This is a genomic window from Jeotgalicoccus sp. ATCC 8456 (assembly GCF_016313225.1).
GTDB lineage: Bacteria > Bacillota > Bacilli > Staphylococcales > Salinicoccaceae > Jeotgalicoccus > Jeotgalicoccus marinus.
In genome coordinates this window covers 315063-328717 of the sequence record NZ_CP066224.1, presented here as the reverse complement: position 1 = coordinate 328717, position 13655 = coordinate 315063, and the positions used below count along the sequence as shown (strand labels likewise).

14 protein-coding genes are annotated in these 13655 nt (G+C 37.5%); all 14 read left to right on the top strand.

All coding sequences use genetic code 11. The annotated features are described in order from the left end of the window. Positions 1-5 precede the first annotated feature (5 nt). The 14 genes from JEM45_RS01775 (at position 6) to odhB (ending at position 13619) form a co-directional block, all read left to right on the top strand. Positions 6-479 carry a dihydrofolate reductase gene (locus tag JEM45_RS01775; protein WP_026866298.1) on the top strand — a complete coding sequence of 158 codons (474 nt, stop codon included), beginning with the start codon at positions 6-8 and terminating at the stop codon, positions 477-479. Between the two features lie 3 nt (positions 480-482). Continuing rightward, complete coding sequence (locus JEM45_RS01770) at positions 483-1034, top strand: DUF2140 family protein (RefSeq protein ID WP_198687638.1); 552 nt, start codon at positions 483-485, stop codon at positions 1032-1034. A gap of 10 nt (positions 1035-1044) precedes the next feature. After that, positions 1045-1566 (top strand): peptide-methionine (S)-S-oxide reductase MsrA, encoded by a 522-nt coding sequence (gene msrA, locus JEM45_RS01765; protein ID WP_166626695.1) that lies wholly within the window; start codon positions 1045-1047, stop codon positions 1564-1566. Then, positions 1566-2000, top strand: a complete 435-nt coding sequence (msrB, locus tag JEM45_RS01760; protein WP_026866295.1) for a peptide-methionine (R)-S-oxide reductase MsrB — start codon at positions 1566-1568, stop codon at positions 1998-2000. Before msrA ends, msrB begins: the two co-directional genes overlap by 1 nt. Beyond that, positions 2001-2222: a YozE family protein gene (locus JEM45_RS01755; protein ID WP_026866294.1), complete on the top strand. Its 222-nt coding sequence runs from the start codon at positions 2001-2003 to the stop codon at positions 2220-2222. It begins immediately after the preceding gene. A 12-nt stretch (positions 2223-2234) separates the two neighbouring features. After that, the gene (gene deoD, locus JEM45_RS01750; RefSeq protein ID WP_026866293.1) at positions 2235-2951 is read left to right on the top strand and encodes a purine-nucleoside phosphorylase; all 717 of its coding nucleotides are present in this window, start codon (positions 2235-2237) and stop codon (positions 2949-2951) included. 71 nt (positions 2952-3022) lie between these two features. Further along, positions 3023-4600, top strand: coding sequence for a S41 family peptidase (locus JEM45_RS01745; RefSeq protein WP_370545377.1), 1578 nt, complete (start codon positions 3023-3025; stop codon positions 4598-4600). A gap of 96 nt (positions 4601-4696) precedes the next feature. Then, a complete protein-coding gene (locus tag JEM45_RS01740) occupies positions 4697-5773 on the top strand; it encodes an undecaprenyldiphospho-muramoylpentapeptide beta-N-acetylglucosaminyltransferase (protein ID WP_166626696.1) in 1077 nt (358 codons plus the stop codon). Beyond that, a complete protein-coding gene (locus JEM45_RS01735) occupies positions 5770-6393 on the top strand; it encodes a phosphatase PAP2 family protein (RefSeq protein WP_026866291.1) in 624 nt (207 codons plus the stop codon). Before JEM45_RS01740 ends, JEM45_RS01735 begins: the two co-directional genes overlap by 4 nt. Before the next feature lie 93 nt (positions 6394-6486). After that, positions 6487-7107 (top strand): GNAT family N-acetyltransferase, encoded by a 621-nt coding sequence (locus tag JEM45_RS01730; protein ID WP_166626697.1) that lies wholly within the window; start codon positions 6487-6489, stop codon positions 7105-7107. A 286-nt stretch (positions 7108-7393) separates the two neighbouring features. Beyond that, positions 7394-8068, top strand: coding sequence for a response regulator transcription factor (locus JEM45_RS01725; protein ID WP_198687636.1), 675 nt, complete (start codon positions 7394-7396; stop codon positions 8066-8068). Beyond that, positions 8065-9438, top strand: coding sequence for a sensor histidine kinase (locus JEM45_RS01720; protein WP_166626698.1), 1374 nt, complete (start codon positions 8065-8067; stop codon positions 9436-9438). Before JEM45_RS01725 ends, JEM45_RS01720 begins: the two co-directional genes overlap by 4 nt. Before the next feature lie 108 nt (positions 9439-9546). Next, positions 9547-12345 carry a 2-oxoglutarate dehydrogenase E1 component gene (locus tag JEM45_RS01715; protein ID WP_198687635.1) on the top strand — a complete coding sequence of 933 codons (2799 nt, stop codon included), beginning with the start codon at positions 9547-9549 and terminating at the stop codon, positions 12343-12345. Positions 12346-12362: 17 nt separating this feature from the next. After that, a complete protein-coding gene (gene odhB / locus JEM45_RS01710; RefSeq protein ID WP_166626700.1) occupies positions 12363-13619 on the top strand; it encodes a 2-oxoglutarate dehydrogenase complex dihydrolipoyllysine-residue succinyltransferase in 1257 nt (418 codons plus the stop codon). Positions 13620-13655: the final 36 nt, after the last annotated feature.

The window sequence follows — 13655 nt, the reverse complement described above, 5'->3', positions numbered from 1 at the left end:
GCACTATGGTTGCATTAATTGTTGCACACGCTAATCAAAATGTTATCGGCTTTAATGGCGACATGCCTTGGTCACTGCCAAATGACCTAAAGCATGTTAAGAAGCTGACAACCAATCAAACTATCGTCATGGGAAGAAAAACATTCGATACTCTAGGGAGACCCTTACCAAATCGGACAAATGTCGTTTTAACTTCTGATAAAAACTATCAAAGAGATGGTGTTGAAATCATTCATCACATTGATGAGATTGAAAAACTTCCTGGTAAAGTATTTATCTTCGGTGGAGCAACCATCTACGAACAAACCATGCATATAGTTGACGAGATGTATGTCACAGTCATTGATGAGACTTTCGGCGGTGACACATTTTTCCCGAATTATAATATGAATGATTGGGAAATTAAAGACGAAGAAAAAGGCGTAGTAGATGATAAGAATATATATCCTCATACCTTTTATCATCTTGTGAGAAGGTAAAGTATGATGCACAAACTATGGATGATATTATTCTTTACGCTACTTTTAATCAACCTAATTATCGTTGTCATTGTCGCCTCATTTTTTAACCAGGACTATGAGGAAAGTGATTTGACGGGAACAGAAAATTCGCCTCAAGCACTTACATCCATCTTACCGAACCAAACAATAGAAACACTAATCAATGACAATCTACCCTATGAAAACTTTAATGTTGACATAGACACATCAGGAGTAACGGTCAATATTGAATCTCGGGTCTTAGGCATTCCCATTCGCTCATCAGTTCGAGGTGCACCAATTGTTGATGGCGACAACATTGTCATTCCATTAACAGACTTAAACTTAGCGGATTTACCCTTAAGTGAAGACACCTTATATTCTGCACTTAAGACCTTTTTAGATTTACCTGAAGGGATCACCATGGCGGATGGTAAAAAAGAACTTATCATTGATACGAAGATCTTTGAACAGTATTTTGGCATCGGCCTACAAGTCAACAAAATAGACTATGAAGCCGACACATGGTATTTTTCAATTAACAACATTTTCTAGGAGGCACATTATGACAATAGCAACTTTAGCCGGCGGATGTTTCTGGTGTTTAGTTAAACCATTTGATCAGTGGGACGGTGTGAAACAGATTACATCAGGCTATTCTAACGGTGAAGAAGAAAATCCATCATATGAATTAATCTCAACAGGAACAACAGATCACGTAGAAGCTGTTCAAGTTGAATTTGATGACTCTATCATTTCCTATAGAGAAGTTTTAGAAATCTTCTTTAAAACATTTGATCCGACTGATACTAACGGTCAGTTTGGAGACAGAGGTCCACAGTACAGACCAGCAATCTTCTATCACGATCAAGCACAAAAGGAAACTGCAGAAGCAGTCATAGAAGAACTCGATTCACAAAACATTTTCCCTGGCCCAATTAAAACGCCAGTGCTACCTTATAAAAACTTCTATCCAGCAGAAGAGGAGCACCAAGACTTCTACAAGAAAAACCAAGGTCACTACAAGGCGTATTATAAAGGTTCTGGTCGCCAAGGATTTATAGAAAATATATGGGGTGAAAAATAATGGCAAGAAAAAGTGTAGAAGAATTATCTGACTTAGAACGTCAGGTCATGAAAGAAAATGGAACGGAAGCACCATTTGAAAATGAATACTGGAAGCATTTTGAAGAAGGTATCTATGTAGATAAGTTAAGTGGAAAACCTCTATTCACATCTAAAGATAAATTTGATTCATCATGTGGTTGGCCAAGCTTCTCTAAATCTCTTGATGAAGGGGATGTTTCTGAACATGTAGACACTTCTTTTGGTATGCGTCGTACAGAAGTGAGAAGTGAGAGCTCTGATTCACATCTAGGCCATGTTTTTCCTGACGGTCCAAAGGAAACAGGTGGACTTCGCTACTGCATTAATTCAGCGGCAATTGATTTCATTCCAAAAAGTGAGCTCGAGAGTCAAGGTTACGGTGAGTTTGTCAATTTGTTGGAAGAAAATAAATAGATGAAAGATCGCTCATATTACCAATATATGAAAACTGAAGTGGGTGCAAAAACGGACATCGGTAAACTTGCAACACACATTTCAGAAGATCTATCATTTCCCAAGCACTCAAAAGATTACGGAGAAATTTCAGATTATCTTGAAAAGAACCCTTATCTTCATATATCATTAGATACGTTCGATGAAAGTTTTTTTGAATATAAAGAATGGCTAAAATCTTAAGGAGATGACAAGATGAGTATTCACATTAATGCAAAACAAGGCGATATTGCAGACACTATTTTACTACCAGGTGACCCACTACGTGCAAAGTATATTGCTGAAACATTTTTAGAAGATGTTGTTTGCTATAACGAAGTTCGTAACATGTTCGGTTATACCGGGACATACAAAGGTAAAAGAATTTCAGTTCAAGGTACAGGTATGGGTGTCCCATCTATATCTATTTACATTCACGAGCTTATGCGTGAATACGGTGTTAAGAACTTAATTCGTGTTGGTACTGCTGGTGCCCTTAAAGAAGAAGTAAAAGTTAGAGATGTTGTCATTGCCCAAAGTGCAACGACAGATTCTTATCAAAATGCTAAACTTTTCAACAATGTTTCTTATGCACCAACATCAGACTTTGACTTACTATTAACATCTTACAATGAAGCTAAAAAGCGTGGATTAGATGTTAAGGTAGGTAACGTTTATACTGCCGATTCATTCTATGATACTAAGACTGACACAAAACAACTTGCAGATTACGGTGTACTTGCAGTTGAGATGGAGTCAGCAGCCTTATTTACAATCGCTCAAGAGTACAAAGCAAGAGCGTTAGCAATCTTAACAATCTCTGACCACTTAATAACTGGAGAAGTAACAACTGCTGAGGAAAGACAAACAACATTCAACGATATGATTGAAGTTGCACTTGATGCAGCAGTACCATTTATCGAAGAACAGTGATTTCACTGTTCTTTCTTTTATTTGATGAAAGAAACTGATAATATATGAGTAATATACGTAGTAGAAATTAGGTGCATAAGTTGAGCGAAGAAAACAATGAAAAGAATGTCGGCCATAGGCTTAAATCTCTACAGATTAATGTCTTTTGGTTTATCGTTATTATACTGACGACGATTATAATCAGCGTAGTGATTTCAGCTGTCGCGATGTCTAATAACCAAGAGCGCGCAGTTAACGTTGGCACTGATACGCGTACTGAATTTGCCAAGCTATATAATGTCTATGACACTTTAACTGAAAACTATTATGAAGATGTTGATCAAGATGCTCTAATTGAATCATCAATTAAAGGTATGGTTGAAGGTTTAGATGACCCTTATAGTGAATATATGAATATCGACGAGACTGGAGAATTTGAAGAAAGTATTACAGGTGACTTCGAAGGTATTGGCGCTGAAATCATGCAAGAAGGCAACAAAATCTTAATTTCTAGTCCAATGAGAGGGTCGCCCGCTGAAGAGGCAGGTCTAGAACCAGGCGATCAGATTCTTGCAGTTGATGGGGAGTCAATAGAAGGTATGACAACAACTGAGGCTGTCCAGTTGATTCGTGGAGAAAAGGGAACAGATGTCACCTTAACGATCCAACGCGGTGAAGCTAGTCCAAGTGATATCACTATTACCCGTAATACTATACACATTGATAGTGTAACGTATGAAGAAATTGAAGGCGTCGGGCACATCTCTGTTAACAGATTCCAACAAGGCACGACTGAAGAGTTTGAGAGGTTCTTTAATCAAGCTGCAGAAGATGGGGTAGAAGAACTCGTTATCGACTTCCGTTATAATCCAGGTGGACTCTTAAACGAAGCAGTGACACTAATTAACCAATTCGTTGATAAGGACACCACTGCACTTTACCTTGAAGATAATCAAGGTAATCAGCAAGAACTCCTCACAGAGAATGAAAAGAATCCGAATGCTGAGCAGTTCGATGAAGTCTATGTACTCATCAATGAGGGTTCAGCAAGTGCTTCAGAAGTGTTTACAGGTGCACTATCTGACTTAATCGACATTAAAACAGTCGGTACAACGTCATTCGGTAAAGGTGTCGTACAAAGAACGAGTGAATTTAAAGACAATTCCATGTTGAAATATACGAATACTAAATGGCTAACACCGAATAAGACATGGGTACAAGATGAAGGTATTACACCGGATATTGAGCTGATCACACCTGATCACTACAGAATCGAACTGCTCACTGAAGATGAAGTGTTCACTGAAGGTCAAACAAATGAGAAAATCTTGTCTATTAAAGTCGCTCTTGATGCACTCGGCTATGATATTTCAACATTTAATTCGACCTTCGATGAAGAACTTACAAGTCAGGTTGAAGCCTATCAAAATGCCAACGATTTACCAGTAGACGGTATCGTAACTGGCGAAACAACAACAAGTATTATTTCAGATGTTAGATCACTCATCCAAGAAGAGGATGCTCAGCTCAACTATTTAATTGATTACATTAATAGCGACATGTCTATTATGGAAATTGAACAAGAAGCGAGAAATAATGCCACACACATTCCTGTTGTTGAAGAGGAAGAACAAAACCTTAGAGATGATAGCGAAGAGACAGAAGAATAAGACTAAATTCCGTACAATAATCTTGTACGGAATTTTTCTTGTAGAGCTTATCTAAATAGTTTAAAGTTAAGATTAACAAGTATTATGGAGGCGCTTATGGTTTCTACAAATAAAAAAGCAATGCTCACTGGTGGTGGAACAGTCGGGCACGTTATGCTCAATAAATTACTTATTCCTGAACTTATAGAAAGAGGGATAGATCCACATTACATCGGTTCTAAAAAAGGAATAGAAAGAGAAATTATTGGCACCACTAATATTCCATTCCATGAAATTTCAAGTGGAAAGCTAAGACGCTATTTATCTTTTGAGAATCTTAAAGACATCTTTAAAGTTTTAAAAGGTGTGACTGATGCAAAAAAAATCTTAAAACAAGAACAACCCTTATTCGTCTTTTCTAAGGGCGGCTTTGTCTCAGTCCCTGTCGTTTTAGCAGCAGCGGCAAAAGATGTCCCTGTCTATATACATGAATCCGACTTAACACCTGGATTAGCAAATAGAATTGCAAGTAAATTTGCAACTAAGGTCTTCTGTACATTTGAAGAAACAACACGTCATTTCACTGACGTAAAGGCAGAATACTTAGGACCAGTATTAAGAACAGAACTGAATACTGGTAATAACGAAACTGGCTATGAGATCAGCCATTTCACAAGTCAAACGCCAGTTCTATTAATAATGGGTGGCTCACTTGGTTCAAAGAAAATCAATGAATTTGTATGGAGTCACTTGTCGACACTGTGTGACAAATATCAAATTATTCACCTTACGGGTAAGGGAAACAAAAACGACAGTGTGAAGCATGATCGCTACCTTCAACTGGAGTATGCAGATGAGGATTTAAAGCATCTACTCGCAATTTCTGATGTTGTAATTTCAAGAGCAGGTTCAAATGCAATTTTTGAATTTCTGCTCGCTAAAAAACCAATGGTTTTAATTCCACTTGGTTTAGATCAAAGTCGTGGGGATCAAATCCAAAATGCCAAGCATTTTAAAAAGCATGGCTATGCAGAAGTAATTGAAGAAGATGATTTAAATCTAGACAACCTACAAAATAAATTGACACACATCGATGAGAATTACAGTGAAATTACGATTAAAATGACACAGTTTAAACACGCTTATCAACCAAGTGAATTCGCAGATAAGCTAATCGAGGAGGCAGAGAAGTGAGCCGACAAAAGAAAATATCCTTATTTTTAGTGTTCACTTTAATTTTTGGTGTCATAGCAATATTCCATGAGTCTAGGCTCGGCCGCTGGATCGACCGAGAAGTCTATGAATTTATCTATGCCTCTGAAAGCTTCATTACCACAGCATTAATGCTAGGTTTTACTCAGCTTGGTGAACTTTTATCTATGATTGTTATGTCATTAATAATGATTTCTATCTTAATGCTGTATAAACTTAAAATTCATACACTGTTTTTCATTATTTCAATGTTGATTTCAACAGTTTTAATCCCAGTATTAAAAAATTCTTTTGATAGAGAACGTCCAAGCTTTTTAAGATTAATTGAAATCTCAGGTTTCAGTTTTCCGAGCGGCCATGCAGTCGGTTCCACCATATTTTTTGGTTCCGTTGCTCACGTCATAAAAGAAACAAATTTAAATAATAAGGCGCTATTAATGACCATTTGCGCTACCTTCATCTTGATGATTTCGTCTTCAAGAGTTTACCTCGGTGTCCATTATCCAACCGACGTCTTAGCCGGTGTCATCATCGGTCTTGCCGTTGTTTTTGGCACCAGTGCGCTCATGCACAACAAGTTTAAAAAGCGGCTTCGATTTTAAGATCGGAGCCGTAATTTTTTTTGATTGCTAAAGGTGAGTAGGCGAATTATAATGGATTTGCTTTAGAAATATTTTAAGACGGCAGGTGATTTTATGGTGATAAATTTATATGAAAACATCACACTTGAAAACGACAGAATTAGACTTCTTCCGATGCAACTCAGTCATGCAGAAGAATTACAGGCAATAAACCATGACAGTATTTGGACTTATATGCTTTTTCAAGCGACTACAGAAGATACAATGCGTGAATGGATTCAAAGTGCCATAGACTTACGTGGTGAGATGAATACAATTCCCTTTGTTGTCGTCTTAAAATCTACAGGAGAAGTCGTTGGCTCGACGAGAATCCAACATATTGATTACGAGCGTCAGAGCTGTGAAATCGGTGCATCATGGTTTGGTACTAAAGCCCAGCGCACCTTCATTAACTCCGACAGCAAATTCCTATTACTCGAATATTGTTTTGAGGTATTGAACCTCATGCGGGTTCAAGTACGAGCAGATGAAAGAAATGAGCGTTCGAACAAAGCGATCGAACGCATTGGTTTTACAAAAGAGGGCATTATAAGAAAGGAACGTGCACTACACGGTGTTCCTAGAAATCTGATTATCTATTCAATTATCGATGACGAATGGCCTGAAGTTAAAAAGAACTTATTAATTAAACAACAGAGCTATATGATGGAAACGCCATCTACTATAGTGAGTTAATCTTTATATCGTAAAAAAGGGGTTGGGACAAAACAATTCCCTTCATATAATAAGCCGGACGTTAGCTTTTCTGGGGCATCGCGTGAGCCTGTAGTCTCACGCAGATGCTATTCCCCTAGAAGTCTAACGTCCGGCTTTTCTATTATAATTTATTATTTCCCTATATATTCAGAGTTTTTGTCCCAGCCCCTTTTTTTACTTTTATGTATATGTATTTATGACTGATGCTCATATTTCTTTAGTTTTCATTTTCATGATAATATTATAGAAAATGAGGTGGGTAAAGATGCCGAAAATATTAGTAGTAGAGGATGAAACGAATTTAGCACGTTTTATCGAATTAGAATTAAGCCATGAAGGCTATGAAGTAACGATTGCAGAAGATGGGCAAGAAGGTTTTAATCTTGCTTATGATAATGATTACGATGCCATTCTTTTAGACTTAATGTTACCAAAGCTGAATGGACTAGAAGTGTGTCGTAAATTAAGAAAAACGAAGAATACGCCGATTATTATAATTACAGCAAAAGGGGAGACCTATGATAAGGTTGTCGGCCTAGACTATGGTGCAGATGATTATATTGTTAAGCCTTTTGAAATAGAAGAGTTACTGGCGCGTCTTCGCGTGATAATGCGTAGAAACCAATCTGTTGAAGTGAACCATGACACAGTTGAATTACATGGCATCCAAATCGATACAACCGCCTATACTGTATCGATTGATGATCAGCCGATTGAACTGACAAAAACTGAGCATGAGTTACTTTATTTACTTGCTAAGAACACTGGTATTGTTATGAAAAGAGAACAGATTTTAGATATTATCTGGGGCTATGATAGTGAAGTTGAGACCAATGTCGTCGATGTATACATCAGATATTTGAGAAACAAGCTTAAACCTTTCGAGAAGGATAAGGTTATCGAAACGGTTCGTGGCGTCGGTTACGTGATTCGACAATGAATACGAACAAATCATTACGTTCCCAGTGGCTAAAATTATCTATACTTATCATTACAATTACCTATCTTTTATTTAGTTCACTTTTAATTTATGCCACGAGTGTTTATTTAAAAGATCAAGAATACCGATCTGTTTCAAGGGCATTGGATGATGTGAGTACGCTCTATGCCAATCAAGCTTTTAATACCATTACTGAGCGAGACATATACTCTAGCTTAATTGACAACCAACAGATGGCTTTATATACATTAAGTGGTGAGGAAGTATACAGATGGCCAGCGCGTTCTGAATTGTATTTTGAATTGGATTTCCAGCAATCGGACAACCCTTTGATTAATGAGAAAAGTATTGAGGGGGATGATTATTTAGTTGCGACTCAGATGATTCAATCTGATTTTTGGCATGGCTATGTTGCAGTCATCCATCCGCTCAATGAGTATAATACAATTATTCGAATGATGCTGTTCATCGCAACAATTATCGGGTTCTTATCTATCACGTTTACGTCTGTTATTTCTTACTTCTTTTCAATCCAGATGGTTAAACCCATCGGTCGATTTACCAATCAACTGAAAAAGATTGAAAACCAAGGCTTTGCTGAACGTTTGGAACTAAAAACGAATATTGTTGAAACAGACTATATGATTGAATCCTTTAATAATATGATGGATGCCCTAGAGGAATCCTATAATCAGCAAAAGCAATTCGTTGAAGATGCTTCACACGAACTTAGAACACCCCTACAAATTATTCAGGGTCACCTACAGTTGATCAATCGATGGGGGAGAAATAATCCTGAAGTACTCGATGAGTCACTCGGTATCTCTATAGATGAATTAAAGCGAATCAATCGTCTAGTTGAAGAGTTATTACTACTGACTAAAAATGAAGGTTCTGAGTATGTACAACCCGATTTGGTTAACATTAATGATGAGATTGAAAGTCGTTTATCAAGCCTTAGAAAAGTGCATCCAGACTACATGTTTACAACCGACTTTACTAAGGCGAATCTTATGTATCCTATCAACAACTATCACTTTGAACAGATGCTCATTATCTTCTTAGATAATGCCATTAAATTCGATAAAGAAAACAAACATATCACAGTATCAACTGAAGTTGATAATAAGGGTGATGTATTGATTGAAATAAGCGATAGTGGAATCGGTATTCCTAAAGATGAAATCGATCAAGTGTTTAATCGTTTTTACCGCGTTGATAAATCAAGAAGTCGTCAACAAGGTGGCAATGGACTCGGTCTCTCTATTGCTAAAAAAGTAGCAGAATTGTACCGTGGACAGGTCTGGATTTCTAGTGTTGAAGGTCAATCGACCACTGTTCATATCAAATTTCCAAAAGTTCAAAAATAAGCGAGATTAAATTTACACTTATCAATGTTCGTGCTTTAAAGAAGAGGCACAAAATGGTAAAGTTTAGGTATAAAGAGTATTAAAAAAATAAAACGAGGTGGCAGTACAATGCAAGAAAGAGAATTTGAGAATGCACCACTTAGATTTGGTACAAATCTTGGTTTAATTCTTGAATATTTTGACATGTACAAGAATGACCCAGATTCAGTATCAGATGAAATGAAGTATCTTTTTGATAACATTTCAACTGATCAGGAAGGTAATACTCGTCAGGACGGCAAGCAGTTATCTGCTGCAGGACAAGACAAGATTAAAGGGATTTTACAATGGCTAAACGACGTTCGTCAATATGGTCATTTAAAAGCCGATGTGTATCCAGTATATGCTCCAGAAATTGATAATGCACCAGATTTTGATTTCAATGCATACGGCTTCCAGGATGCGGATTTAGAAGCTCTACCAGCAAGTATCGTATCAGAAGCGATGGCTGATAAGTTCGATAATGCCTTGGATGCAGCACGTTATTTAGAACAGGTTTACACGTCTCCTTTATCTTATGAATATACGCACATCAACAATAGCGAGGAAAGAGAATGGTTACAAAACGCTATTGAAAGTGAAGGCGAAGTGAATTTATCAGAAGAAGAAAAACTTCATCTGTTTAAAGAACTTGTTAAAACAGAAGGATTTGAAAAATACCTTCACAAAAACTTTGTTGGTGCAAAACGTTTTTCTATTGAGGGTGTAGACTCACTTGTACCCATGTTAGATCACTTATTACAACGCATGGCGGATGAAAATATTCCACATCTACAAATTGGAATGGCACACCGTGGTCGCTTAAATGTACTCACACATACATTACAAAAACCTTACGCTATGATGTTAAGTGAATTTATGTCTACCGACCCAATGAAATTCTTACCAGAAGACGGTTCACTAGAATTGACGAATGGTTGGATGGGCGATGTTAAATATCACTTAGGTGGTGTGAAAACAAGAACAGACAAAGGAATCACACAGACTGTTACACTTGCTAATAACCCATCACACTTAGAGATTGTTGGACCCGTTGTCCAAGGACGTACGCGCGCACAACAAGATTCAACAAACCAAAGTGGTAAAGCAGTACATGATACTGATAATTCACTTGGTGTGATCATTCATGGTGACGCAGCCTTCCCTGGACAAGGTGTTAACCCTGAATCAATGAACTTATCAAACCTCGCAGGCTATACGGTTGGTGGGGCACTTCACATCATTACGAATAACCGTATTGGCTTTACAACAGAGGAGTGGGATGCACGTTCAACACTATATGCATCTGATATCGCTAAAGGCTTTGATATGCCAGTATTCCACGTCAATGCTGACCGCCCGGAATATGTTTTACGCGTCATTGATATTGCAATACAATATCGTCAGAAATTCAAAAAAGACCTTGTAATTGATTTGATTGGTTACCGTCGTTATGGTCATAACGAAATGGATGAGCCAATGACAACAAACCCTAAACTTTATAATGAAGTTCATGAATATCCAACTATTGATAATCTTTACGGTGATCAACTTGTTGAAGAGGGTGTCTTAACAAAAGAAGACAAAGAATCGATTATGCAAGCAATTCAAGATGAATTAAGAGCGGAACATGACAAGATCAACAAAGATGATACGATTGTCACTAAAGATATCAAGACACCTGATGAAATCTTAGAAGGACAGTCAAATGATCAAGAAACTGAAATCTCTAGAGAGAGATTAGCGAAGATCAATGAAGAGCTGTTAACATACCCGGAGGACTTCAAACCACTTAAGAAATTAGGTAATGTTTTAGATCGTCGTAAGAAACCATTTGAAGACGACACAGCACTTGTTGACTGGGCACATGCTGAAGCCCTTGCATTTGCAACAATTAACCAAGACGGTACGCCAATTCGATTTACAGGTGAAGATGCAGAACGTGGTACATTCGCTCAACGTCATGCTGTTTTACATGACCCAGAGACAGGTAAAAGACATACACCACTTCACAACATCAGTGATTCTAAAGCATCATTTGAACTTTATAACTCACCATTAACTGAGATGGCGGTTGTTGCTTATGAGTATGGTTACAACGTTGAGAACAATGAAGCTATGGCAATTTGGGAAGCACAATACGGAGATTTCTCCAACATGGCCCAAGCAATTTTTGATGTATTTATGTCAAGTGCCCACTCTAAATGGGGTGAAAGAACTGCCTTAACTTTACTTCTACCACATGCTCAAGAAGGACAAGGTCCTGAACACTCATCTGCACGTTTAGAGAAGTATTTACAGCTATGTGCAGAAAATAATATGACAGTGGTTAACTTGTCTAGTAGTGCAAACTACTTCCACATTTTACGTAGACAAGCGAAATACTTGAACACTGAAAAAATGCGTCCACTCGTTGTAATGTCACCTAAGAGTTTACTTAGAAACTCAACAGCGAGCCAACCTGTAAGTGAATTTGTAAACGGTCAATTCAAAGAAATAATTGTTCCGGAATACAAGAAAACTAAAGTTAAAACTGTTGTAATTGCAAGTGGTAAAGTCGCTGTAGATATACTTGAAGCAGAAGCGAAAAACGAATCACCTAACGATGAATTACTCATCATTAGACTTGAACAGCTATATCCATTCCCAAGCGAGGCAATTAAAGAAGTCTTATCTGGCTTAACGAATCTTAGTGAAGTACGCTTCGTTCAAGAAGAGCCACAAAACCAAGGTGCATATCACTTCGTTCTACCGTACTTGCTCGATATCGTACCATCTAAAGCGACATTAAATTATGTAGGAAGAAAACCAAGTGCTTCAACAGCCGAAGGTAACGGTGGATCTTACAAACTAGTACAACAAAGTATCATCGAGAACGCTTTAAAATAATAGGAGGTATTATATAAATGGCTGAAATCATCGTGCCTGAATTAGCAGAATCAATTACAGAAGGAACTATATCTACTTGGTTTAAGCAAGTAGGCGACAGTGTAGAAAAAGGTGAAAACGTCCTTGAATTAGAAACTGATAAAGTAAACGTAGAAATTGTTAGTGAAGAAGCTGGTGTCATTTCAGAAATTAAAGCTGAAGAAGGTGACACTGTAGAAGTTGGTCAAGTCATTGCCGTAGTCGGTGAGGGTAGTGGTGCACCTGCAAAAGAAGAAAGTTCAGAAAAAGAAGCACCTAAAGCTGAAGCAAAAGAAGAATCTACTTCAGCACCTAAAGAAAAAGAAGAAGAAACAACAACTGTGAAAACTGAAGATGGTACAATCGTTGCCACACCATCTGCTAGAAAACTTGCACGTGAAAAAGGCATTAGCCTTTCAGACATCAATGCTGCTGATCCACGCGGTCTTGTACGTAGCCAAGATGTTGAAAATCACGGTCAAGCTTCAAGTCAGCCTGCTGCTAAAAAAGAAGAAGCACCTAAAGCTGAGACGAAACAAAATACAACACCTGAAAAACCAGTTAGACGTGAAAAAATGTCACGCCGTAGACAAACCATTGCTAAACGTCTATTAGATGTTTCTCAAAATACTGCAATGTTAACAACATTCAACGAGATAGATATGACGAATGTTATGGCATTAAGAAAACGCAAAAAAGAATCATTCATGGAACGTAATGATGGTACTAAACTTGGCTTTATGTCATTCTTTACTAAAGCTGTAACAGCCGCACTTCGTAAGTACCCAGCTGTAAATGCTGAAATTGATGGCACAGACTTAGTTTATAAAGAATTCTTTGATGTATCGATTGCTGTATCTACAGAAGAAGGACTTGTTGTACCGGTAGTACGTAACACAGATAGAAAAACATTTGCTGAAATTGAAAACGATATTGCTGACCTCGCAACAAAAGCGAGAGAGAAGAAACTTTCTCTTGATGAAATGTCAGGTGGCTCATTCACAATTACTAACGGTGGGGTATTTGGATCATTAATGTCTACACCAATCATCAATGGTACACAAGCTGCAATCTTAGGTATGCACACAATCCAAAAACGTCCAGTCGCGGTTGGAGATGACATTGAAATCCGCCCAATGATGTACATTGCATTAAGCTATGACCACAGAATCATTGACGGTGCAGAATCAGTTGGCTTCTTAAAAACTGTTAAAGAATTAATCGAAAATCCAGAAGACCTGTTACTAGAAGGTTAATTTATTAAATACTTTTAAAGATAAAGGTATCCAAGG